This is a genomic window from Mesorhizobium sp. WSM4307 (genome assembly GCF_007003945.1).
In the GTDB taxonomy this organism is placed as follows: domain Bacteria; phylum Pseudomonadota; class Alphaproteobacteria; order Rhizobiales; family Rhizobiaceae; genus Mesorhizobium.
In genome coordinates, this window is the sequence record NZ_VFTB01000003.1 from 206,665 (window position 1) to 229,100 (window position 22,436).

Below are 22,436 nucleotides of genomic sequence, written 5' to 3' on the forward strand. Positions count from 1 at the left end.
TCGCAATCCATTCCGCCATTTCGCGGAGCGAGGGACCCTTGTCACGCAGCGTCGGGCTTGCCCATATCATCCGTCATGATGACGACACCTCGTCAGGTGTCTGGGGCATCTACACGCTGCAGAGCGCCTTCCAGCCGATCTTCGCCTTCAACCAGGGCAAGCTGTCGATTGCCGCCTTCGAAGGGCTGATCCGGCCGTTTCGCGACGGCGAGCCGCAATCGCCGATGGCCTTCTTCTCGACCTGTCCGGCCGCCGACCGCCTGCATGTCGAAGCGCTGACCAGGACGTTGCATCTGCTCAATGCCGGCGCCTGCCTGCCGCAGGAGGCGTCGATCTTCATCAATTTCGACCCGTCGGTGTTCACCGAGCGGTCGATTGCCGACAATGCCCTGCGCGAAATGCGGCTGGTGCTGCACGAGGCCGGCATCGATCCGGGCCGCGTCGTGTGCGAAGTAACCGAGCAGAGGTCGGCTTCGCAGGAGGTCCTGCACAGCTTCGTCGCGGCGTTGCGGGGCAACGGGTTTCGCATCGCCGTCGATGACTATGGCGCAGACGATTCCGATATCAACCGCATCAAGGAATTGCGGCCCGACATCGTCAAGTTCGACGCCACCTGGATCACGCAGCTGATGGAGTCCGGCGCCGGCTTCGCGCTGTTGACGACGATGGTCAAAAGCTTCGAGGAACAAGGCATCCGCACGGTGTTCGAGGGCATCGAGGAAAGGTGGCAGCTGGAACTCGCCGAGAAATCCGGCGCTTCCATGGTCCAGGGTTTCGTGCTTGCGCGGCCGGAACTGGCGCCGACGAGTTTCCGTGTTTTCGGAAAAACTCCGGACCCGGTTGCGGCCGCAAGCGATGCGTCCACCGCCGTCGCCCCACGTGCAGCGCGGCCGGCAAAAGCCTTCGGGCGCAGGGTCGCGCCATGAGGATCGAGCGGCGGCGCAATGTCGGCAAGGCGATCTTCGTCGACGAGATAGGCATCGAATACGGCGTCCACGGCGAGTTCCGCCTGCGCAGTGCCTACCAGCCGATCTTCGCGCCGCTTGGGCGATCGCTGCACGCGGTGGCGGTCGAGGGCCTGATCGAGCCGCACCGCGCCGGCAGGGCAGGGTCGGCGCGGGCGTTCTTCGAAAGCGTTGCCCCGGCGGACCGGCTGTTTGTCGAGACCATGTGCCGGGTGCTGCATCTCAGGAACTTCCACAATATCGGCGTCGACGGGCTCGATCTGTTCTTCAACTACAATCCGATGGTCAACGACCATTCCGGGCGGGCGCTGGCCGAGATCCGGCTGATGAGCCGGCATCTCGGCGAGCTCGGCCTCGCCCCTAGCATGCTGGTCTGCGAGATCACCGAACAGGCGGCGGACGACGCGCTTCTGGCGCGGCTGGTGCGGGAGATGCGGCGCGACAGCATCCGCATCGCCATCGACGATTTCGGCACCGGCCATTCGACCGAGGAGCGGGTGAGCCTGCTTCAGCCCGACATCGTCAAGATCGATGGCGGCTGGTTCGCGCAGTTCTGCCGCCATGCCGCCGCCGAACGCTTCTTCCGCCCGCTGGTCTCCAGCCTGCATGACCGTGGCGCCAGGGTGCTGGTCGAAGGCATCGAGCAGCCCGTCCACCTGCGCGTCGCGCTCGACGGCGGCGTCGACCTGCTGCAGGGTTATCTCCTCGCCCGTCCGGCGCTGGCCGGCACCATCTTCAACGAAGAGCCGCTATCAGTCGATGCTCTGTTGGGCAGGGAGAACAATGTGGTGCCGCTGTTCGGCTAAGCGACTTCGGCGACTGGCGAAAGCGGTGCCACAGCGTCCTTCTCCCCGCTCTAGGGGGAGAAGATGGCGGCAGCCAGATGAGGGGCGGCGCCAGCCTTCGTTGTATCGGCTGTATGATCATTCCTCTTGAAACGTCAGCGCCGCCCCTCATCGCCCTGCCGGGCACTTCTCCCCGTAAACGGGGAGAAGGATGCTCTCATCAGCGCCGCTGATTGTCCCACCAAAACAAATCATTGGTTGAAGGCACGGCGGCTGCGATAATCGCCTGGTCAAGGCAGATCCGGGGACCGTCCATGATACTCTACAGCATGATCGACAGCGGCAATTGCTACAAGCCGCGCCTGCTGATGGCCAAGCTTGGCCTGGCCTTCACCACGATCGAGGTGAGTTCGCATACTGGCGACACGCGAAAAGCCGATTTCGTCGCCAAGAACCCGAACGCCATGGTGCCGCTGCTCGAACTCGACGACGGCCGCCGGCTGGCCGAATCCAACGCCATCCTGCTCTATCTCGGCGAAGGCACGCGCTTCCTGCCGGCGGACAAGTATGAGCGTGGGCTCGCCTATCAATGGCTGTTCTTCGAGCAATACAGCCACGAGCCCTATATCGCCGTGCGCAAGGCGCTGCTGACCTTCCCCGAACGCGCCAGGGATGCGACGCCCGAGCGGTTGGCGATGACGCTGGAGCGCGGCCACAAGGCGCTCGGCGTGATGAATAGATATCTGGAGAACAACGCTTTCTTCGCCGGAAACGCCTTCAGCGTCGCCGACATCGCGCTCTACGCCTACACGCACACGGCCGAGCAGGGCGGATTCCAGCTCGACGCCTATCCAGCTGTCATGGCCTGGCTTGGCCGTGTCGAGGCGGATCCGGGGCACGTGCCGATCGAGTGGGTTGGGTATTAGAGCGTCCTTCTCCCCGTTTACGGGGAGAAGTGCCCGGCAGGGCGATGAGGGGCAGCGCTGACGTTCCAGAAACTGCCTCTCGCCGACCCAAGCGCATTTATGAAGGACCGCTGGCGCCGCCCCTCATCTGGCTGCCGCCATCTTCTCCCCGTAAACGGGGAGAAGGACGCTCGCTGAACCCCAGACAAACAAAAAGGCGGGATAAATCCCGCCTTCCCATGCTTGGTAGCCTGATCGGGAGCGTCCGGTCCGGGCTGGCAGCTATCTGCTGTTCCAGCTTGTCGGGTCTTTCCGCTCCGGGCGCGCTTCTCGCGCGACCGTCAGTACATCCGTGACTTGCCGCGCGCCCCGGGCTCTCGCCCGGCACGCGCCATTCGCAAAATCAGGCTGCCTTGCTCAGAGATCCAGCGGACGACTTGCCAGTGCGGCGGTCCTGCTCGATCTCGAAGTTGATCTTCTGGCCTTCGACCAGGGTCGACAGTCCAGCGCGCTCGACAGCGGAGATGTGGACGAAAACGTCCGCGCCGCCCGCGTCAGGCTGGATGAAGCCGAAGCCCTTGGTGGCGTTGAACCACTTGACCGTTCCAGTTGCCATAAAAATAGTCCTTGCATTTGCTTTGGTTTGACCGGACCGAAGTCCAGCCGGTGTGCATCGAGATTTTGGAGATAGACGTCAGCAAACGCGAAGATCGCGAGGCCCGGATCGATCGGCCGAAATATCAATGGGGCTGATATAGGCTGCTTTCGTTCCAAAAACAAGACTGCGTGAGAAAGCCGTGATTGAGAACTGCCCAACCGCCGCCCCAATCTGGTGAAACCGTCGTGGCAGATCGCGCTGTCCGTGGGCGGCGGATCAGGGGAGGAGACCATGAAAACCATAGTGCTTGCCGCCTGTCTGACGCTGGTGGCCGCCGAGGCGCAGGCCATCTCGCGCTATGACCCGACGCATATGAGCTGCGGCAAGGTGCAGTCGACGATCGCCAGGCAAGGCGCGGTCATCCTGCGCTACCAGTCGAAGCGGGTGCCGGGGCTGCCGCTCTATGACCGCTATGTGCAGAGCCAGCAATTCTGCACAATGGGCGAGGTGAGGACGCGCGCCTATGTGCCGAGCGCTGACACCAAGTCCTGCCCGGTCTACAACTGCAAGCGGCCGGACAATGACCGGCATTTCCGCCGGCGATTTTTCCACAACAATTAGGGGCAGCGCCAATTAGGGGCAGCGTCCGCGCCGGCGGTTCAGAACCCGAAGGATACCTGCGCCGGTGGGGGCGGGCCGACGCGCACGCCTTCCATGGCCAGCATCTTTTCCTTGGTGACGGAGCCGCCCGGCGCCGAGAAGCCGCCAATCTTGCCGCCTGCCGCCAGGATGCGGTGGCAGGGGATCACCAGCGGCACGGGGTTGGCGCCAAGGGCGGCACCGGTTTCGCGCGGCAGGCCGGCATGGCCGGCGCGCTTGGCGAGTTCGCCATAAGTGGTTGTCTCGCCATAGCTGAGCTTGCGTGCCGCGTCGTAGATGGCCAGGCGGAAATCGTCGACGCCGTCGAGATCGACCGGGACATCGGAGAAATCGACGTCCTCGCCGGCGGCGTATGCCTTGATCGAGGCAATGAGCTCGACCACCCATGGCGGCTGGGCCGTCGAGGCGGAAACGCCGCCATGGCGCATCAGCCGCCGCTCCACTGATTCACGGCTGCGTTCGGGCAGGCAGAGCCGGATCAGGCCCCTTTTGCTCCAGGCGATGCCCATGAAACCGATCACTGTTTCTAACACTGCGTGGCCGGCTGTGATCGACGGTGTCGTTTCCATGATGCGCTCCTTTCCGCAAAACGGCGAAATCCGGGATTCCCGCCGGTACATATCAGGAACAATATGGCATCACCGCCCGCGTCTCGCCACCCGAAAACCACCAGATGGCCCCGATTGCTACCCTGGAATCGCTGGTGTAAGGGATTTCTTAACATCCCGACGAACCGGACCCGAGCGCGGCTTGCCAGCAAAACAAACCCTTATCGCGATCGGCGTGATCGTGGCGGCAGCCGGCATGAGTGGCTGCACCTCGACTTCGCAGATGAAAGCCGCGCCGTCCCTGACCGAAACCGCGACCGTTGCCGGCAGCGATGCCGGCTTCACCATACCGCTGCCGGAGACGGTTTCCGTGCTGCCGCAATCCTCCGGTATCGCCCCCGTCCAGACCGCCGAATTGACGCCTGGCGCAGCGACCCCGCCGGCGCTTGATCCAGCCGCCCAGCCGGCCGCGACGACCGCCGCCTTTGCCGGCCCGACGCCGGCCGCACTCGCCGTACCCGCTGTCATGACCGCCAACGCCTGGCAGGCGCCGCCGCCGGCCAAGGCGGGCCAGCCCGTCAAGGCGGCTCAGGCGGTTCAGACCTACACCACCGCCGGGCTCATCGTGCCGGCGGTCGCCGGCAGCGGCCAGAAACTGCCTGCGGTGCAGCAGGTTGCCTATGTCGTGCCGCAGAACCCGGCTTCCCTTGTGCAGTTTCCCTCCGCGCCGGTTGATCCGGCGCAGGAGGAGCATACGGGCGTGCGCGGCGACGTCGACCGGCTGATCGTCAAATACGCCGCGCTCTACCAGGTGCCGGTCGATCTGGTGCGCCATGTCGTCAACCGCGAGAGCACCTTCAATCCCAAGGCCTACAACAATGGCCATTGGGGGCTGATGCAGATCAAGCACGCGACGGCGCGCGGCATGGGCTATGACGGCCCGGCCAAGGGCCTGTTCGACGCCGAAACCAATCTGAAATACGCGGTGAAGTATCTGCGCGGCGCCTGGCTGGTGGCGGGCGGCAACGCCAAGAAGGCGGACTGGCTCTACCAGACCGGCTATTATTTCGACGCGAAGCGCAGGGGCCTGCTCGAGGCGACCGGCCTCGGTGTCGACCGCAGGCGGCGTCCGCAGCCCGACGCCTGAGCGCGATGCCTGAACCGCGCCCGCCGGCCCTCAACGACATCCGGCTGCGCAAGCTTCTCGACGAGACGCTCGTTGCACCGCACTGGCCGGATGGTTTTGCCATGCGTTGCTTCGAGCCAGGCGACGCGCCGCCTTTGCATGCACTGCTGAGCGAGGTGTTCGACGACGGCGCCGACGGCCCGTTCGACGAATGGTGGCCGCGCATATCGGCCGATCCCGAATTCGACCCGGCGCTGTGCTTCCTCGTCATCGACGCCAAGGGCCGGCTGGCGGCAGCGGCGCTGTGCTGGACAAGGGCTTTCGTCAAGGATCTCGCCGTTCATCCCGAGGCGCGCGGCAAGGGCATCGGCGAGGCGCTGATGTGGCAAGCCTTCGCCGCCTTTCGCGACCGCGGCGCGGCCCATGTCGACCTCAAGACCAACACGGTCGAGAACGCCGCCGCGGTGCGACTCTACGAGCGGCTGGGGATGCGGCCCGTCGCCTGGGAAGGCTAGGCGCGCTCAGGTGATGCCGGCCTGCGAGCGTCGAACCCCTTCACTTCCGATGCTCACCTCGTCAAGGACGCTCCGCTCCGGTTTTGGGAACCCAAAGCGTCGTTCCGCATTCAGGGACTGGGTGGGAATCTGACGAGCTGTTGACACGCGGAGGTTTCCGTTGCCGGCTCCAAAGGGAGACCCGCCACGGTGAAGCTTTTCCACGCATTTCTGGCGCTTGCGGTAGGTGTTGTGCTTTCGGCCGCTCCGGTGCATGCCGTCGACCTCTCGATCGTGTCGGGAGACACCGGCAACGGCATCAAGGTGCTTCGCGAGATACTCGACCGCTACGAGAAAGAGAGCGGCAACAAGGTTTCCATCGTCGTCCTGCCGCCGTCGACGACCGACCAGTTCGGCCTGTACAGACTGTGGCTTGCAGCCGGCAACAGCGATATCGACGTCTACCAGACCGACGTCATCTGGGCGCCGCAGCTCGCCAGCCAGCTCGTCGACCTGACCGCGGCGGCCAAGGATGTCGTCGGCGCCCATTTCCCGTCGATCATCCAGTCGCAGACCGTCAATGGCAAGCTCGTCGCCTTGCCGATCTTCACCGATGCGCCGGCGCTCTACTATCGCAAGGATCTCCTCGACAAATACGGCGCCAAGGTGCCGGCAACCTGGAAGGAGCTGGCCGACACCGCCAAGCTGGTCATGGACAAGGAACGCGCGGCCGGCAACAAGGACATCTGGGGCTTCGTCTTCCAGGGCAATGCCTATGAGGGGCTGACCTGCAACGCGCTCGAATGGGCGATGTCGAATGGCGGCGGCCAGATCATCGGGCCGGATGGCACCGTCTCCATCAATAACCCGCAAGCGGCGGCCGCGCTCGACATGGCCAAGGGGTGGGTTGGAACCATCTCGCCGCCCGGCGTGCTTGCCTATCAGGAAGAGGAATCGCGCGGCGTCTGGCAGACCGGCAACGCCGTGTTCATGCGCAACTGGCCGTATGCCTATGCGCTTGGCAACAGCGAAGCCTCGCCGATCAAGGGCAAATTCGACGTGGCGCCTTTGCCGGCCGGCACAGGTGAGGGCGCCCGGCCGGTCGCGACGCTGGGTGGCTGGAACCTTGCGGTCTCCAAATATTCCAAGCACACCGGCGCGGCGATCGAGCTGGCCAAGTTCATCGCCTCGCCAGAAATGCAGAAATTCCGGACGCTCAAGACATCCAACCTGCCGACCATCCAGGCGCTCTACGACGATGCCGACATCGCCAGGCAACAGCCGATCGTGCCGCGTTGGAAACAGATATTCCTCAACGCGGTGCCGCGTCCCTCCGCCACCGTCAAGATCAAATACAACGAAGCATCGAGCCAGTTCTGGACGGCGGTGCACAACACCTTGTCCGGCGAAGGCAGCGCCGCCGACAATCTGGCCGACCTCGAAGCGAGACTGACCAAGCTGAAAGGCAAGGGCTGGTGAGCGTCACGCCTGTGAAGCGATCGCGACTGATGGCGCAGCGCGTGCGCTCGGCATGGCTGTTCGTGGCGCCGATGCTCCTGGTGCTGGCCGCCGTTGCCGGCTGGCCGCTCGCCCGCACCGTCTATTTCAGCTTCACCGACGCCTCGCTGGCGGATCTCGATGCCCGCCGGTTTGTCGGCTTCGACAATTATTTCTCGGTGCTGCGCCTGCCGAGCGGCCGGGTGATCCATGACGGGCTGCTGGTCGACCCGGTGTGGTGGCGCGCCGTCTGGAACACGGTGCGTTTCGCGGTGATTTCGGTGACCTGCGAGACGATCCTCGGCACGATCGTCGCCCTGGTGCTCAATGCCCAGTTCGCCGGCCGCGGCATCGTCAGGGCGGCGATCCTCATCCCGTGGGCGATCCCGACGATCGTTTCGGCCAAGATGTGGCAATGGATGCTCAACGACCAGTTCGGCATCATCAATGTCGTGCTGGTCAACCTTGGCCTGATCAGCGGCAAGATCGCCTGGACGGCCAGCGCCGACACGGCGATGGTGGCCGTCCTCATCGTCGACATCTGGAAGACGACACCGTTCATGGCGCTGCTGATCCTTGCGGCACTGCAGATGCTGCCGGGCGAGATAATCGAGGTCGCCAAGCTCGACGGCGCCAATCCGTGGCAGATCTTCTGGCGGGTGACCTTGCCGCTGATCCGCCCGGCGGTGATGGTGGCCGTGATCTTCCGCGCGCTCGACGCGCTGCGCATCTTCGACCTGATCTACGTGCTGACGCCCAACAATGTGCACACCAAGTCGATGTCGGTGTTCGCCCGCGAGAACCTGTTCGAGTTCGACAAGTTCGCCTATGGCTCCGCCGCGTCGACCTTGCTTTTCCTGATCCTGGCCCTGCTTTCCATCGCCTATATCCGGATCGGCCGGATCAGCCTGGACGGAGGCCGCTGAGATGCGGATGCTGAAGCGAACGGCCTTCTACCTGCTGGTCGCGGTGATCGCCTTCGTCGCGGTGTTCCCGTTCTACTACGCCGTCGTCACCAGCCTGAAATCGGGAACCGAGCTGTTCCAGGCCGACCTCTGGCCGAAGACGCCAAGCCTCGCCAACTACCGCAACGTGCTGACCGAAGGCAGCTTCGTGCGCAACCTGGTGAATTCGCTGGTCGTCTCGAGCGCGGTCGTCCTGTTCTCGCTGCTGCTCGGCGTCACCGCCGCTTACGCGCTGGCGCGCATCCGCTTCCGCGGCCGCTCGGCGCTGCTGCTCGCCATCCTGTCGGTCTCGATGTTCCCGCAGGTGGCGGTGCTGGCCGGGCTGTTCGAACTGGTGCGCATGTTCGGTCTCTACAATTCGCTGTTCGCGCTGATCTTCTCCTACATGATCTTCACCTTGCCGTTCACCGTCTGGGTGCTCACCGCCTTCGTCCGCGACCTGCCGGTCGAGGTCGAGGAGGCGGCGATCCTGGACGGCGCCACGCCATGGATCATCATCACGCGGATCTTCCTGCCGCTGATGTGGCCGGCGCTGGCCACCACTGGGCTCCTGGCCTTTATCGGTGCTTGGAACGAGTTCCTGTTTGCCCTGACCTTCACCTCCAACAATGCGCAGCGGACCGTGCCGGTGGCGATCGCGCTGCTTTCCGGCAACTCGCAGTTCGAGATCCCGTGGGGCAACATCATGGCCGCATCGGTGATCGTCACCGTGCCGCTGGTGGTGCTGGTGCTGATCTTCCAGCGCAAGATCGTCTCCGGCCTCACCGCCGGCGGGGTCAAGGGGTGACGCGGGATGGGTTCCCTGGGCAGATCTGGAAAGGAACTGTCCACCAAGACGGCAGGCCGTGTCTTGCCTCCACTCCTTCGGTTGCTAAGGTCCGCCTGCGTGGGGCTTGTTGAAACAGGAGGAAACACGATGCGGTTTCTGCTTTCCAGCCTTGCTACTCTGCTCCTTGCCGCTCCGCTGCTTGCCGTCCCGGCGCGGGCCGCCGCCGACTGCGCCAACGCGCAGGACCAGACGACCATGAATCAATGCGCCGGCAAGGATTTCGACGCAGCAGACAAGAAGCTCAACGACGCCTACAAGCAGATCGAGGGCCGGCTGAAGGACGATGCGGCATCGAAGAAGTTGCTGGTCGACGCGCAGCGCGGCTGGGTCGCCTTCCGCAACGCCGAATGCAAGTTCCAGGGTGGTCCGGTCGACCAGGCGGGTACCGTCTATCCGATGGTCGTCGCCAATTGCCGGACGGCGCTCACCAACGATCGGCTGAAGGATTTCCAGACCTATCTCAACTGCCCTGAAGGCGAGTTGAACTGCCCGGTGCCGACGGCGCAGTAGCGTTCGTCCATCCCATCGGGAAGATATGCCCCTCCCGTCGCCGGGCGGCGTGCAAAAATGTCGGGACCGATCGTCGCCAAACGTCCTTGGGTCGCAGAACAACAGCGCCGGGACGCCGGCGCCGACTTAAGGGAGCCGATCATGATCACCTTTCCCAACGAATCCGCCAGATACCGCACCGCCCGCGAAAAGCTGCTGAAGAAGGAAATCGAGCTGCGCCGCGCCATGGAAGCCGTGGCCGAGGCGCGGCGGGCGCTGCCGCCGGGTGGGCTGATCCGCCAGGACTATGTCTTCGATGCGCCCGATGCCGACGGCAGGCCGGCGAAGACAAAACTGTCGGAGCTGTTCGCGCCGGGCAAGGATACGCTCATTCTCTACCAGATGATGTTTCCGCGCCATCCCCAGGAAACACGCGACGTGGCGACATCGGGCGGCACGGCCAGGCTCGCCCGGCCGGACCAGCCGTGCCCGTCCTGCACGGCGCTGCTCGACCAGTGGGACGGCGCCGTCGGCCACCTCGAAGCCGCCGGCTTCAACTTTGCCGTGGTGGCCAAGACCGCATTGGAAAACCTGGTCACGCTCGGCCGCGATCGCGGCTGGAAGAACATGCGGCTGGTGTCGTCGGCCGCCAACAGCTTCAAGCGCGACTACAATGCTGAGGACGCCGGCGGCGCGCAGATCCCGCTGCTGTCGGTGTTCCACCGCGACGGCGACGGCATCAGGCATTTCTGGTCGTCCGAGCTCGGCTTCGCGCCGCCGGAGCCCGGCCAGGACCCGCGCGCCATCGGCACCTGCGAGATCCTGTGGAACCTGATGGATTTTACCCCGCAAGGCCGGCCGGATTGGCATGAGCAGCTGCAGTATGGGGCGGGGTGTTGTCACTGACATCACGACGTTTTGGCTCAGTCTCCGCGCTTCACCCTGGAATGGCTTTTCGGCAAGTGGTCGCTATGCCACCTGCTCGAGGAGCCAGGCAGGGCTCGTGCCTGCTTCGGCCGGAACATCGGAAGGCCCGCTGCATTGATAGGAGACGGTTTCGACGCCCTTCACGGATTCGAAATGCGACCGACAGTTAGCAGCCTGTGGGACCTGGTGCGGGAAAGCGTGGTTGGCTTTGTCAACGACAATGCCCTTAGCCATGGCGCGGCGATGGCCTTTTATGCCGCCACGTCGCTGGCCCCGGTTCTGATAATTGTCATCGCGATAGCAGGCATTGCGTTTGGGCATGACGCAGCGCAGCTGGCTTTGTCTGCTCAGATCTCGGGGCTGATGGGTTCAGAAAGTGCGGCGCTCCTTCAAACCGCGCTCGAAGGGGCATCCAGCAAATCATCGGGGACCTTGGCGGCCATCATCGGCACCGCCACTTTGCTCGTCACCGCCTCCGCGGTGTTTGGCGAGATGCAGCAGGCGCTGAATGCAATATGGAAGGTTGAAGCGAAAGGGAGTTCGCTGTCGCGGCTCCTGCGCGCCCGAGCGGCAAGTCTTGGCCTTGTCGCCGCCCTCGGCTTTATGTTGCTGGTCTCCTTGGTGGCGAGCGCGGCGATCTCGGCTTTGGGCAGCGTGATCAGCGCTCGATTGCCGTTCGGCGAATTTGTTCTGAGCGCGATCAACACCCTGATATCCTTTTCCCTGATCACCGTGATGTTTGCCGCGATCTACAAGGTCCTGCCGGACCGTGCCTTGGAATGGCGGGATGTCTCGATCGGTGCTGTCGTGACCGCCGCTCTGTTCACATTGGGGAAGTCGCTTATCGGCTGGTATATCGGCACAAGTGCAATCGCTTCCTCGTATGGCGCGGCCGGAGGGCTGCTCGTCATACTGCTCTGGGTCTACTATTCATCACAAATCTTTCTGCTCGGTGCGGAGTTGACCCGCGCCTATTCCGTTCGGCATGGCAGCAGGTCCGATCTGTACGGGCTGGTTCACAATGCTCCCGTTTCAGAAAACCTTGTTTCAGTTCGTCGCAGGACCGGCGCTTCGGGCGTCGTTGCGTTGTTGGCGGTGGCCTGCGTGAGCGCAACGATGACGGCCTTCATGCTGGGGCCTCGCCGCCCGTAGAGGAGCGGTCACGCCGCAATCGCGAGGCCGCTTTCATCCCTTCCCGGAAGGGAGAAGCGGCGCGTCGGCAACCTCACCGCCTCTGCCGCGTTGGGCCTTCGAGGACACCTCTCACGGAGCGCTTCGATGAAACCGCATCTCGCCGCCGCCATGCTGGCCCTTCTGGCCGGAACGCCTTCAGCCTTTTCCCAACAGCCGTCCAGCGACGTGCCGCCGGTCTCCGAGAACAAGGTCGACACCGAAACCTTCACCAGGACCCTGGCCAGCGCCGACCGCTTCGAGATCGAAAGCGGCAAGCTGGCCGAGAAAAAAGGCGTCGCGGCGGATGTGAAGGATTTCGCCGGGCTGATGGTCAAGGACCACACCAAGGCCGGCGAAGATTTCAAGGCGGCGCTTGAAAAGAGCCAGACCACGGCGTCCGTCACCCCGCAAGGCCCGCCGCTGCTGCCGAACGACCAGGCGATGCTCGACCAGCTCAAGGCGCTCGACGGCGACGCCTTCCAGGCCAAATACATCACCTTGCAGACGCAGGCGCACAAGCAGGCCGTGGCGATGGTTTCGACCTATGCGCAGTCCGGCGACGACCCGGCGCTGAAGGAATTCGCCAAGAAGACGCTCGAAACGCTGAAGATGCACGAGATGCATCTGAAGGATTTGGCGGCTGTGCATTAGGGGGGCGACGCGGCCACTGCGGCACCATCCATTTGACGTTTGCGCTGCCCCTCATTGCCCTGCCGGGCATTTCTCCCCGTAAACGGGGAGAAAGACGCCTGCGCCGGGCTTCGCTAATCCTGTTCGCTGCCGGAGAAGAGCCGGCGTCGCGACAGCCCCTTCGCCCCGTTTACGGGGAGAAGATGCCGGCAGGCAGATGAGGGGCAGCGCTGACTTCGATGGTTTGGTGGTGAGCGGTCGTATAGACTTCCCCCACCACCATGGAGCCACCCATGCCCAAGATCGACCTCGCATCCGTCCCCGTCCGCGAAGGCTCCGGCTATCCCGCGCCCTTCGACGCCCCGTGCGCCGAGCGCACGCGCCGGCGCCTGGGCGATGCCGGCGGGCTCGGCGATTTCGGCGTCAACCTGATGACCTTGCCGCCCGGCGGCTGGTCGAGCCAGCGCCACTGGCACAGCCATGAGGACGAGTTCGTCTATGTGCTGGAGGGCGAGCTGACGCTGGTCGAGGATGGCGGCGAGACGCTGCTCAAGGCGGGCGATAGTGCTGCCTTCGCCAAGAACAGCGGCAACGGCCATCACATGATCAACCGCTCGTCGGTCACCGCGCGCTACATCGAGGTCGGCTCGCGCAATCGCGACGATATCATCACCTGCTCCGACATCGACATGATGAGCCCGAGTTCGGTTGGCCGGTTTTTGCACAAGGATGGCACGCCGTATCCGGGGCAGGGGTGAGGGCGGCGACGCGGGACTTTCCTTCTCCCCTTGTGGGGTGAGAAGCGGTCCGCGTAGCGGACGAAAAGCCAATTGCTTGGCTTTTCGAGCTTCGAACGCCCTGAGCCTGCGAAGGGCCGGGCGGTGGCCGATCCACCTGCCGGGTCCCCGCTGCTTCGCAGCGTCCCGGCGTTCGCCGGCCTTTCATCGTGCCACTGGCACGATGAATTCGCTTCGCGAACCGGGCTGCTCACCCCACAAGGGGAGAAGGGAAAGACTGGCGTTCCGCCAGTGCCGGGATAAGCTCCCTGCCAACCCAGGGAGCATCACCATGAAAAAACAAATCATCGAAGTGCCTGTCATGTCGGACAAGGTGCGGGCGCTCGGCCTGCCCTGCTCGACGGCGGTGAAGGCCAATGGCTTCGTGTTCATCTCGGCGACGCCGCCGGTGGACATGGTGACCGGCGAGATGGTGCGCGGCGACATCGAAACACAGACCGAGGCGTCGCTGAAGGCGCTGAAACACTGCCTGGAAGCGGCCGGCACCTCGCTGGACAATGTGGTGATGGTGCGCATCTACGCCGTCAATTCCGGCTTCTACAACGCCATCAACCGGGTTTATGCGCGATATTTCAGCGTGAACCCGCCGGCGCGGAGTTTTGTGCCGGTGGCGTCATGGCCGATGGAGTTTGATATCGAGATCGAGTGTGTGGCGGTGGCGTGAATTCGCGAACCGGCATCCATGCTGGTTGTTTCCTGAAATTTTGAGCCTGCAATAACGCCGCTTTATGGTGACGCGTGGTTCCATTAAGCGGCGACTTCCGGACGACCATGCCGAGTGCTGGCATTCAGCCTGGAGAGAGATAAGCTTGCCGCAACCACAGGGAGATCGTCATGACCAAGGAAATCGTCGAAGTGCCGGTGCTGTCGGCGGCGGTGCGCGCGCTGGGCGTGCCGTTGTCGCTGGTGACCAAGGCTGCCGGGCTGGTCTTCGTCTCCGGCACGCCACCGCTCGATCTTTTGACCGGCAAGCTGGTCAAGGGCGACATCGAGGTGCAGACCGAGGCATCGCTGAAGGCGCTGAAACATTGCCTGGAAGCGGCCGGCACCTCGCTCGACAATGTGGTGATGGTGCGCATCTACGCCGTCAATGCCGGCTTCTACGGCGCCATCAACCGGGTTTATGCCAAGTATTTTCCCGAAAACGCGCCATCGCGGACGTTTGTGCCGGTGGCGTCCTGGCCGATGGAGTTTGATATCGAGATTGAATGTGTGGCGGTGGGGTGAGGCTTTCTCTCCCGAGGCGGCGCCGGTCGAGGATGGCAGCGAACTATGCTCACGGCGACCGCGCAACGTTTGCCGAGATGTCAACACTTACATCGAAGCGATTAGCTTGCGCTCCAATGGCCGGGTTTCCACGCAAGGATGAGACGTCACGTGAGGAGGGCGATAGGAGATACTCCGGAACCACAAAAAGCATCTGGTGCAGAAGTTGCGCCTAGTGCAAATGGCTCGAACGAAATTGTACGCTAAGCCACTTGTGCCGAAAACGAGCATCGGATGACGTCCAAGGAATGACAAAGCGCCTTGGTTAGGAGCCGTCTTTCTTTTTCTTCTTTTCCTCACGATCCTTTGTGGCCTTGTCAAACTCGGACCACCTATGGCTCCGCCATGAGGCAAAATGAGCCCTGTGCTCAAGAATTACGTCTTCCAACTTTCGAATTATCCGAGATGTATCTTTTTTAGCCACTTGTGATACTTTCATCGGTCAGCCCTCTCCCCGAGGAGCATAGCAGATTCGGAAGCGCATTGTGAGCCATTTAATCCCGCGTATCGAGTTTCCCGAGATTGTGATTGGCCTAGTCGCTCCTATCGGGACGCCGCTTGGCCCGACGGTAAGTGAATTGCAAAGCCATTTTGAGGCTGTCGGATATCAGGTGCGGCAGATAAAAGTAACAGACATATACAGGCTGCTTTCGCAGTTCATACTTCCGAAAGACGAATTAACAGAGAATACCAAAGTAAGCAGGTATAAATCTTATATCGCCTATGGCAACCAAGTACGAAAAGAAATGGACGACAATTCAATACTTGCTGCGCTTACAATATATAGAATTGTTGGAAGCAGAATTAAGAATGCTCAGATAGAGAGCGAGCGGTTCTCAAAAGTGGTTTATATACTTGATCAATTCAAGCGGCAAGAAGAAATAGAATTGCTTAGAGCTGTCTATGGGCGTGTTTTCTTTCAAGTATCCGTGTACTCAAGAAGATCTGCTAGAGTTGATTATTTGGCTCGGAGTTTTGCCGTAGATGCCGGAGAATTGAATCACGATCATTTTAGATCTGCTGCTGAGGAATTAGTAAATGAAGACCAGAATCAACAAAAAGAAAAGTACGGACAAAGAGTCGCTAAGATATTTCATGATGCAGATTTTATAGTTAACAAAGACATTTCTGATCCTGATATTTCTTCTCAAATTAAGCGATTTTTTGAACTTCTATTTTCAGCTAACTTTCATACACCAAGTAAGATGGAGTACGGAATGTTCGCTGCGAAGTCGGCTGCCTTGCGAACGGCAGACCTCTCTCGGCAGGTTGGTGCCGCCATCTTTTCGGGCAGAGGCGAAGTAATTGCCTTGGGGTCTAATGAGGTCCCAAAAGCCGGTGGTGGTACTTATTGGCCGGACGAGCAAAATGACGACCGTGAGTTCAAAAGAGGTAACGACTCCAATGACGCGAGAAAGCGCGAGATACTGAACGAGATTTTGAAGATATTGGAAAGGGATGCATCGCAGCTGGACAAGGAAACAAAAAGACGATTGGACGATGCGGCTTTAATGGACGCTTTGGAATATGGGCGGATTGTTCATGCCGAGATGTCGGCATTACTTGATGCGGCCCGTATTGGAAGATCAGTCAAAGACTCCGTTCTTTTTACTACTACGTTTCCCTGCCATATGTGTGCAAAGCACATAGTGGCGAGTGGTGTTTCAGAAGTTGTCTTCCTTGAGCCTTATCCAAAAAGCCTAGCCTCAAGGCTGCATGCTGACTCCATAGAAATTGAAGGGCAAGAAAGGGGTGGCTATAAGGACTACCCTTCGGTGGAATTTAAGCATTTTTTCGGTGTAACACCGCGCAGGTATCGAGAATTCTTTGAGAGAAATCGACGGAAAGATAGGAATGGAGATTTCGAGCGGTATGCGTCCGGGCAGAAAAGGCCATTCTTCGATATCAAGTCGCCGTTCTACACCCAACTTGAAGAGACAGTCCTACAAAGCATACGATCTGCTATCGAACGCTTCGGAGCGGTCATCGAGGGATAGGCTTGTTGTGGTCGGCCCAAGCCCTTCACCCAAAATACTCCTGTAGCGGCCTGACCTCCAGGCTCCCCGCCTTCAGCGCCGCGATCGCTTCCGCCACCGCAGCCGCGCCCGACAGCGTCGTGTAATACGGCACCTTCTGCATCAGCGTTGCCCGCCGCAGCGATTTGGAGTCCGACACCGCTTTCTGGCCGTCCGTCGTGTTGAACACGATCTGGACCTGGCGGTTGCGGATGGCGTCCTCGATGTGGGGGCGGCCTTCCAGCACCTTGTTGATTTTCTCGGCGTCGACGCCGTTTTCGGCGAGGAAGCGTTGCGTGCCCGAAGTTGCCAGCACCTTGAAGCCGAGGCCTGTCAGACGTTTGACCGCCGGCAGTATGCCTTTCTTGTCCTCGTCGCGTACCGAGACGAACAGCGTGCCCGAACGCGGCAGGTCGACGCCGGCGCCGAGCTGGCTCTTCGCGAAGGCGAGGGCAAAATCGCGGTCTAAGCCCATGACCTCGCCGGTCGAGCGCATTTCCGGGCCGAGCAATATGTCGACGCCGGGGAAGCGGGCGAAGGGGAAGACGGCTTCCTTGACCGCGATGTGGCCGGGATTGCGCGGGTCGGGCATCGCGCCGTAATGGGCGAAGGCGTCTTCCAGCGTCTCGCCGGCCATGATGCGGGCTGCAATTTTGGCAATGGGACGACCGATGGTCTTGGCGACGAAGGGGACCGTGCGGGAAGCGCGCGGGTTGACCTCCAGCACGTAGACCGTGCCGTCCTTGATCGCATACTGCACGTTCATCAGGCCGCCGACATTGAGCGCGCGGGCGAGCGCGGCCGTCTGGCGCTCCAGCTCGTCGACCAGTTCGGAAGGCAGCGAGTGCACGGGCAGCGAGCAGGCACTGTCGCCCGAATGGATGCCGGCTTCCTCGATGTGTTCGAGAATGCCGGAGACGAAGGTCGCCTTGCCGTCGCAGAGGCAGTCGACATCGACCTCGATGGCGCCCGAGAGATAGGTGTCGAACAAAAGCGGGTTCTTGCCCAGCAGCGTGTTGATCTGGCCGGTCTTGTCGTTGGGGTATTTCTGCTTGATGTCCTCCGGCACCAGGCCGGGCACGGTGTCGAGCAGGTAACTCTGCAGCATGCTCTCGTCATGGATGATCTGCATGGCGCGGCCGCCGAGCACATAGGACGGGCGCACCACCAAGGGGAAGCCGAGCTCGCCGGCGACGAGGCGGGCCTGCTCGACCGAATAGGCGATGCCGTTCTTCGGCTGACTGAGGCCGAGCTTGTGCAGCAGCTTCTGGAAGCGGTCGCGGTCCTCGGCCAGATCGATCATGTCGGGCGAGGTGCCGAGGATCGGGATGCCGGCCTTTTCCAGCGCGTCCGCCAGCTTCAGCGGCGTCTGTCCGCCGAACTGGACGATGACGCCGACCAGTTCGCCCGAGGCCTGCTCGGCGCGCAGGATCTCCAGCACGTCCTCCGCCGTCAGCGGGTCGAAATAGAGGCGGTCCGACGTGTCGTAGTCGGTCGAGACCGTCTCCGGGTTGCAGTTGATCATGATCGCTTCATAGCCGGCATCGCGCAGCGCGAACGCCGCATGGCAGCAGCAATAATCGAACTCGATGCCCTGGCCGATGCGGTTCGGACCGCCGCCGAGGATGACCACCTTCTTGCGCGACGAGACCTGCGCCTCGTTGGCCAGCGCGCCGGCGAACGGCACTTCATAGGTCGAGTACATGTAGGCGGTGGGCGAGGCGAATTCGGCGGCGCAGGTGTCGATGCGCTTGTAGACCGGATGAACGTCGAGCCTGTCGCGGATCTTCGCCACCACTTCGGCGTCGGTCCTGGTCAGCGACGCCAGGCGGGCATCGGAGAACCCCATGGCCTTCAGCATGCGCAGGTTGACGGCATCGGCGGGCAAGCCGTGCTCGCGGATGCGGGCTTCCATGGCGAGGATGCCTGCGATCTGTTCGAGGAACCACGGGTCGATCTTGCACATTGCGTGCACGTCTTCCAGCGAGGTGCCCATGCGGATCGCCTGCGCCACCATGCGCAGCCGGTCGGGCGTCGGCGTGCCGAGTGCGGCACGGATGGCGTTGCGGTCGTCGGCGTGGTTGGCGGCCGTCGCCCCATGGCCGAGGCCGGGGATTTCGATCTCGTCGAGGCCGGTGAGCCCGGTTTCCAGCCCGCGCAGCGCCTTCTGCAGCGATTCCTGGAAGGTGCGGCCGATGGCCATGACCTCGCCGACCGACTTCATGGCGGTCGTCAGCACCGGCTCGGCGCCGGGGAATTTCTCGAAGGCAAAGCGCGGGATCTTCGTGACGACATAATCGATCGACGGCTCGAAGGAGGCGGGCGTGGCGCCGCCGGTGATGTCGTTCTCCAGCTCGTCCAGCGTGTAGCCGACGGCAAGCTTGGCCGCGATCTTGGCGATCGGGAAGCCGGTCGCCTTCGAAGCCAGGGCCGACGAGCGCGAGACGCGCGGGTTCATCTCGATGACGACGAGGCGGCCATCGGCCGGATTGACGGCGAACTGTACGTTGGAGCCGCCGGTCTCGACGCCGATCTCGCGCAGCACCGCGATCGAGGCGTTGCGCATCATCTGGTATTCTTTGTCCGTGAGGGTCAGCGCCGGGGCGACGGTGATGGAGTCGCCGGTGTGGACGCCCATCGGGTCGATGTTCTCGATCGAGCAGACGATGATGCAATTGTCCGCCTTGTCGCGGACGACCTCCATCTCGTACTCCTTCCAGCCGAGCACGCTTTCCTCGATCAGCACTTCGGTGGTCGGCGAGGCGTCGAGGCCGGACTGGACGATGTCGTAGAATTCGGCCCTGTTGTAGGCGATGCCGCCGCCGGTGCCGCCCATGGTGAAGGAGGGGCGGATGATGGCCGGCAGGCCGACATGGTCGAGCGCCTGGGCGGCGATCGCCATGGCATGGCTGATGTAGCGCTGCTTGCGGTCGCCTTCGCCGAGGTTCCAGCGGGTTTCCAGCGCGTCGAGTTCGGCGTCGAGATTGTCCGGCTTCTCGGCCTTGAGCGCGGCGCGCTCCGCCTCGTGCGTCTTGCGGTCGGCGTTCTTGACGTCGGTGGCGTTGGCCAGCATCGACTTCGGCGTTTCCAGGCCGATCTTGCTCATCGCCTCGCGGAACAGCGCGCGGTCCTCGGCCTTGTCGATGGCCGTGGCGTCGGCGCCGATCATCTCGACATTGTAGCGGTCGAGCACGCCCATGCGGCGCAGCGACAAAGCGGTGTTGAGCGCGGTCTGGCCGCCCATGGTCGGCAGCAGCGCGTCCGGCCGCTCCTTGGCGATGATCTTGGCGACGACCTCCGGCGTGATCGGCTCGATATAGGTGGCGTCGGCCAGTTCCGGGTCGGTCATGATCGTTGCCGGGTTGGAATTGACCAGGATGACGCGGAAGCCCTCCTCCTTCAGCGCCTTGCATGCCTGGGTGCCGGAATAGTCGAACTCGCAGGCCTGGCCAATGACGATGGGGCCGGCCCCGATGATCAGGATCGACTTGATGTCGGTGCGTCTTGGCATGTCATAGGTCCGTTCGGCGGGCGGCTTGCACAAAAAACCGGGACGGGAAGACCCGGCCGGTTGTGCTCGCGATTCTGGTATCAGGCTAGGTGGGCCTTATAGGGAAGAGTTTTGGCGGATGTAACCCCGAAAATGCTGGATTAGGCAGTAGGAAATAGGCAGTAGGGATTGGGCAGTAGGCAGTAGGGCTTTTCAAGCGCCTTGGACGTACGCCCCTACTGCCCATTCCCTACTGCCTACTGCCTAATCCCTAACGTCCAAACGCCACCGTGTCGGTGATTTCGAAGCGTTCGGAGACGCCGATGCGGATCATGCTCAGGCTGCCCTCGCGGGTGAAGCGGAAATCGCCCTTGGTGTCCGAGCCGGCCGGCAGGCCGGCATAGAAGGAGATGAGGCGCGTGCCGCCGTCGGGCCAGGTCACGGTGATATCGGCCTTGTCCGCGCCCTTGTGCACGATGGCGGCCGCGCAGCGCTGCATCGGCTGGCCGACATAGCGGGCGCAGGGGATGTCGACGCCACCGCCCTGGGCAAGCGAGGTCGGCTGCGGCGGCAGTTCGGCGACGGTCTGCGTGTCGACGGCGGGCGCGGCGCCGTCAGGACGCGGCGTGGGAACGGGAAGCGATCCGGCCGCCGAGCCGCTGTCCGCGGCCGCATCCTGGGCGACGGCGGGGATTTCTCCGGTCGGCGGGGTTTCATTCGCCGCCAGCGCCAGGCCGTAGGCATCCTGCATGGCGATCTCGGCGGCGGACTTGACCGGGGCTTCCGGCGTGTCGGGATGGGCCGCGCCGCCGAGCCGCGCCGTCAGGTCGGGCTGTACCGCCGGCGGCGGCGCATCGGGCGCCGCGCCTCCATCGGCCGCCTGGCCGACGGGCACCGTTGCCGGGTTGACGGGAACGAGGTAGCGCGCCGGGGCCCAGCCGCTGGCTTTGGGGTTGTCTGTCTCGACCTTGCACCAGGGGTGCCCGTCAATGTCGTTGCAGCCGAGGTTCCTGACGCTGGCGCCGGCGGCCAGACGCGCCTCGGTCTTGCCGGTCGCCGACGGTTTGGCGCGGACATTGAGCAGGTCGTCAGGCGCGAGACCGGTGACGACGGAGATGAAGGGCGTCTCTTCGGCATGGGCCGGGGCAATGGCGGACCACGCCGCCATCAGCAGCGGAGCGGCCATCAGCGCCAAGAGCGTTGTCCGCAGCGTAATTCGGCGCCTCGTCACTTGGCTGTCGGCGATCAATTGCATTCCCAAAGGCACCGCCAGAACCCAAAACGCTGCCGCACGCGAAGCCGGTTTTATAAGCGACGCTGCGCCGCCGTGTCTACAAGCGAGATGTTTTACGCCTTGGCCGCGAATGCGTTTGAGCAGGTCGGATGAGGCTACCGGCATGAACGCAAGGCATTCCCCGGGGCATCAGCTTCGCTCAGCCCGGGGCATGAAGCAAGCTTCAGCCTGGCATGAAGCCGGTCCTCAGCGCGTTGGCCCATTCTGGGCGTCCCGCCTGTTCGGCCTGTCGTGCTGCCGCCTCGTGGTCGTAGTCGACGGCGATCGTCTCGAAACGGTCGGGCCGGCCTTCGCCACCCAAGGTGACGATGCCGTAGCGCGCATGCGGCGAACCTTGTTCGGAAACATGCGCCGGCGGGGTGGAATCATCATAGGCGGGGCAGCCGATGCTGCCCGGATTGAAGATGACGGGACCGTCGGGGATGCGGATCAGTTCCGGGCGGTGGCTGTGGCCGCACAGCGCGATGCGGCAGGCCCGGTCGAGCGCCTTGAGCCGCCGCCTGATCGACGCCAGCGGCGCGCGCACCAGCTGGCCATCGACGATTGCGTCGAGCAGGTATTTCTCGTCATGGTCGGGACGGGCATGGAAGGCGACGATGCCCGGCGCGATCTCCAGCGTCAGCGGCTGCGCGAACAGCACCTGGCGCTGCGCCTCAGTCAGCCGCTCCTGCGCATAGATGTCGGACGCCCACATGGTCTCGTCGGCCGGATCGACCGCGACGCGGCGGTCATGGTTGCCGCGCACCGTCGGCAGGTTCAGCGCTTCCAGGCGCTCAAACGTCTCGCGCGGCCAGAGCGGTCCTGAAACGCTGTCGCCGAGATTGACGGTGAGCTCAGCGCCGCCGCGACGCGCCAAATCCTCCAGCACCGCGTCAAGCGCAAGGACGTTACCATGGATATCGGCGAGGACGGCTATGCGCATGCGACGGGCTCCCTTGGTGCGGCCCATCGGGACGCCGGCCCATCTTCGTTATCAAGCCACC

At 63.0% G+C, this 22,436-nt stretch carries 22 protein-coding genes; 17 read left to right on the plus strand and 5 right to left on the minus strand.

The genetic code is table 11. From position 1 onward, the window contains the following. Positions 1-38 precede the first annotated feature (38 nt). From FJV83_RS08040 to FJV83_RS08050, 3 genes are all read left to right on the plus strand, one after another. The gene (locus FJV83_RS08040; RefSeq protein ID WP_142886021.1) at positions 39-926 is read left to right on the plus strand and encodes an EAL domain-containing protein; all 888 of its coding nucleotides are present in this window, start codon (positions 39-41) and stop codon (positions 924-926) included. Continuing rightward, positions 923-1,771 carry an EAL domain-containing protein gene (locus FJV83_RS08045; protein ID WP_142886020.1) on the plus strand — a complete coding sequence of 283 codons (849 nt, stop codon included), beginning with the start codon at positions 923-925 and terminating at the stop codon, positions 1,769-1,771. The genes FJV83_RS08040 and FJV83_RS08045 overlap by 4 nt, the downstream gene beginning before the upstream one ends. Before the next feature lie 293 nt (positions 1,772-2,064). Further along, positions 2,065-2,676 (plus strand): glutathione S-transferase family protein, encoded by a 612-nt coding sequence (locus tag FJV83_RS08050; protein ID WP_095773608.1) that lies wholly within the window; start codon positions 2,065-2,067, stop codon positions 2,674-2,676. A gap of 382 nt (positions 2,677-3,058) precedes the next feature. Here the strand turns inward: FJV83_RS08050 and FJV83_RS08055 are convergent, their stop codons facing one another. Next, positions 3,059-3,271, minus strand: coding sequence for a cold-shock protein (locus FJV83_RS08055; protein WP_010910991.1), 213 nt, complete (start codon positions 3,269-3,271; stop codon positions 3,059-3,061). Positions 3,272-3,544: 273 nt separating this feature from the next. Between FJV83_RS08055 and FJV83_RS08060 the strand changes: the two genes are divergently transcribed. Beyond that, on the plus strand, positions 3,545-3,874 hold the full coding sequence (locus FJV83_RS08060) for a hypothetical protein (RefSeq protein ID WP_064989843.1): 330 nt from the start codon (positions 3,545-3,547) through the stop codon (positions 3,872-3,874). A 38-nt stretch (positions 3,875-3,912) separates the two neighbouring features. Here the strand turns inward: FJV83_RS08060 and FJV83_RS08065 are convergent, their stop codons facing one another. After that, positions 3,913-4,482 carry a methylated-DNA--[protein]-cysteine S-methyltransferase gene (locus FJV83_RS08065; protein WP_095792846.1) on the minus strand — a complete coding sequence of 190 codons (570 nt, stop codon included), beginning with the start codon at positions 4,480-4,482 and terminating at the stop codon, positions 3,913-3,915. A 181-nt stretch (positions 4,483-4,663) separates the two neighbouring features. Here FJV83_RS08065 and FJV83_RS08070 point away from each other — a divergent pair, with 181 nt between their 5' ends. The 13 genes from FJV83_RS08070 to FJV83_RS08130 all read left to right on the plus strand — a co-directional run bounded on the left by FJV83_RS08070 (position 4,664) and on the right by FJV83_RS08130 (position 16,651). Then, positions 4,664-5,608, plus strand: coding sequence for a lytic transglycosylase domain-containing protein (locus tag FJV83_RS08070; RefSeq protein ID WP_142886019.1), 945 nt, complete (start codon positions 4,664-4,666; stop codon positions 5,606-5,608). A gap of 5 nt (positions 5,609-5,613) precedes the next feature. Next, positions 5,614-6,102, plus strand: a complete 489-nt coding sequence (locus tag FJV83_RS08075; RefSeq protein ID WP_142886018.1) for a GNAT family N-acetyltransferase — start codon at positions 5,614-5,616, stop codon at positions 6,100-6,102. Positions 6,103-6,291: 189 nt separating this feature from the next. Then, complete coding sequence (locus FJV83_RS08080; protein WP_142886017.1) at positions 6,292-7,560, plus strand: ABC transporter substrate-binding protein; 1,269 nt, start codon at positions 6,292-6,294, stop codon at positions 7,558-7,560. 29 nt (positions 7,561-7,589) lie between these two features. Beyond that, on the plus strand, positions 7,590-8,504 hold the full coding sequence (locus FJV83_RS08085) for a sugar ABC transporter permease (protein WP_095792849.1): 915 nt from the start codon (positions 7,590-7,592) through the stop codon (positions 8,502-8,504). A gap of 1 nt (position 8,505) precedes the next feature. Further along, positions 8,506-9,330: a carbohydrate ABC transporter permease gene (locus FJV83_RS08090; protein WP_095789122.1), complete on the plus strand. Its 825-nt coding sequence runs from the start codon at positions 8,506-8,508 to the stop codon at positions 9,328-9,330. A gap of 129 nt (positions 9,331-9,459) precedes the next feature. Continuing rightward, positions 9,460-9,882, plus strand: coding sequence for a lysozyme inhibitor LprI family protein (locus FJV83_RS08095; protein ID WP_142886016.1), 423 nt, complete (start codon positions 9,460-9,462; stop codon positions 9,880-9,882). Positions 9,883-10,023: 141 nt separating this feature from the next. Next, entirely contained in the window at positions 10,024-10,767 is a 744-nt protein-coding gene (locus FJV83_RS08100; RefSeq protein WP_095789210.1) for a DUF899 family protein, read from the plus strand. Between the two features lie 174 nt (positions 10,768-10,941). Then, the gene (locus FJV83_RS08105) at positions 10,942-11,940 is read left to right on the plus strand and encodes a YihY/virulence factor BrkB family protein (RefSeq protein ID WP_142886015.1); all 999 of its coding nucleotides are present in this window, start codon (positions 10,942-10,944) and stop codon (positions 11,938-11,940) included. Positions 11,941-12,066: 126 nt separating this feature from the next. Next, entirely contained in the window at positions 12,067-12,612 is a 546-nt protein-coding gene (locus FJV83_RS08110) for a DUF4142 domain-containing protein (protein WP_142886014.1), read from the plus strand. A gap of 272 nt (positions 12,613-12,884) precedes the next feature. Beyond that, positions 12,885-13,349: a cupin domain-containing protein gene (locus FJV83_RS08115; protein WP_142886013.1), complete on the plus strand. Its 465-nt coding sequence runs from the start codon at positions 12,885-12,887 to the stop codon at positions 13,347-13,349. Positions 13,350-13,659: 310 nt separating this feature from the next. Continuing rightward, positions 13,660-14,052 (plus strand): RidA family protein, encoded by a 393-nt coding sequence (locus tag FJV83_RS08120; RefSeq protein ID WP_095792855.1) that lies wholly within the window; start codon positions 13,660-13,662, stop codon positions 14,050-14,052. Positions 14,053-14,222: 170 nt separating this feature from the next. Continuing rightward, positions 14,223-14,615: a RidA family protein gene (locus FJV83_RS08125; protein WP_142886012.1), complete on the plus strand. Its 393-nt coding sequence runs from the start codon at positions 14,223-14,225 to the stop codon at positions 14,613-14,615. Positions 14,616-15,139: 524 nt separating this feature from the next. Beyond that, positions 15,140-16,651, plus strand: a complete 1,512-nt coding sequence (locus FJV83_RS08130) for an anti-phage dCTP deaminase (protein WP_142886011.1) — start codon at positions 15,140-15,142, stop codon at positions 16,649-16,651. A gap of 25 nt (positions 16,652-16,676) precedes the next feature. Here FJV83_RS08130 and carB read toward each other — a convergent pair whose 3' ends face one another. The 3 genes from carB to FJV83_RS08145 form a co-directional block, all read right to left on the minus strand. Further along, the gene (carB, locus tag FJV83_RS08135) at positions 16,677-20,180 is read right to left on the minus strand and encodes a carbamoyl-phosphate synthase large subunit (RefSeq protein WP_142886010.1); all 3,504 of its coding nucleotides are present in this window, start codon (positions 20,178-20,180) and stop codon (positions 16,677-16,679) included. Between the two features lie 250 nt (positions 20,181-20,430). Beyond that, positions 20,431-21,414 carry an SH3 domain-containing protein gene (locus tag FJV83_RS08140; protein ID WP_246691816.1) on the minus strand — a complete coding sequence of 328 codons (984 nt, stop codon included), beginning with the start codon at positions 21,412-21,414 and terminating at the stop codon, positions 20,431-20,433. Between the two features lie 202 nt (positions 21,415-21,616). After that, positions 21,617-22,375, minus strand: a complete 759-nt coding sequence (locus FJV83_RS08145; protein WP_142886008.1) for a metallophosphoesterase family protein — start codon at positions 22,373-22,375, stop codon at positions 21,617-21,619. Positions 22,376-22,436: the final 61 nt, after the last annotated feature.

What these genes read in the sequence shown, in the direction of transcription:
- FJV83_RS08045 (WP_142886020.1), top strand. Translation starts at nt 923, where the DNA reads ATGAGGATCGAGCGGCGGCGCAATGTCGGCAAGGCGATCTTCGTCGAC.
- FJV83_RS08050 (WP_095773608.1), top strand. Translation starts at nt 2,065, where the DNA reads ATGATACTCTACAGCATGATCGACAGCGGCAATTGCTACAAGCCGCGC.
- FJV83_RS08055 (WP_010910991.1), bottom strand. Translation starts at nt 3,271, where the DNA reads ATGGCAACTGGAACGGTCAAGTGGTTCAACGCCACCAAGGGCTTCGGC.
- FJV83_RS08060 (WP_064989843.1), top strand. Translation starts at nt 3,545, where the DNA reads ATGAAAACCATAGTGCTTGCCGCCTGTCTGACGCTGGTGGCCGCCGAG.
- FJV83_RS08065 (WP_095792846.1), bottom strand. Translation starts at nt 4,482, where the DNA reads ATGGAAACGACACCGTCGATCACAGCCGGCCACGCAGTGTTAGAAACA.
- FJV83_RS08075 (WP_142886018.1), top strand. Translation starts at nt 5,614, where the DNA reads ATGCCTGAACCGCGCCCGCCGGCCCTCAACGACATCCGGCTGCGCAAG.
- FJV83_RS08085 (WP_095792849.1), top strand. Translation starts at nt 7,590, where the DNA reads ATGGCGCAGCGCGTGCGCTCGGCATGGCTGTTCGTGGCGCCGATGCTC.
- FJV83_RS08090 (WP_095789122.1), top strand. Translation starts at nt 8,506, where the DNA reads ATGCGGATGCTGAAGCGAACGGCCTTCTACCTGCTGGTCGCGGTGATC.
- FJV83_RS08095 (WP_142886016.1), top strand. Translation starts at nt 9,460, where the DNA reads ATGCGGTTTCTGCTTTCCAGCCTTGCTACTCTGCTCCTTGCCGCTCCG.
- FJV83_RS08100 (WP_095789210.1), top strand. Translation starts at nt 10,024, where the DNA reads ATGATCACCTTTCCCAACGAATCCGCCAGATACCGCACCGCCCGCGAA.
- FJV83_RS08105 (WP_142886015.1), top strand. Translation starts at nt 10,942, where the DNA reads ATGCGACCGACAGTTAGCAGCCTGTGGGACCTGGTGCGGGAAAGCGTG.
- FJV83_RS08110 (WP_142886014.1), top strand. Translation starts at nt 12,067, where the DNA reads ATGAAACCGCATCTCGCCGCCGCCATGCTGGCCCTTCTGGCCGGAACG.
- FJV83_RS08115 (WP_142886013.1), top strand. Translation starts at nt 12,885, where the DNA reads ATGCCCAAGATCGACCTCGCATCCGTCCCCGTCCGCGAAGGCTCCGGC.
- FJV83_RS08120 (WP_095792855.1), top strand. Translation starts at nt 13,660, where the DNA reads ATGAAAAAACAAATCATCGAAGTGCCTGTCATGTCGGACAAGGTGCGG.
- FJV83_RS08125 (WP_142886012.1), top strand. Translation starts at nt 14,223, where the DNA reads ATGACCAAGGAAATCGTCGAAGTGCCGGTGCTGTCGGCGGCGGTGCGC.
- carB (WP_142886010.1), bottom strand. Translation starts at nt 20,180, where the DNA reads ATGCCAAGACGCACCGACATCAAGTCGATCCTGATCATCGGGGCCGGC.
- FJV83_RS08140 (WP_246691816.1), bottom strand. Translation starts at nt 21,414, where the DNA reads ATGCAATTGATCGCCGACAGCCAAGTGACGAGGCGCCGAATTACGCTG.
- FJV83_RS08145 (WP_142886008.1), bottom strand. Translation starts at nt 22,375, where the DNA reads ATGCGCATAGCCGTCCTCGCCGATATCCATGGTAACGTCCTTGCGCTT.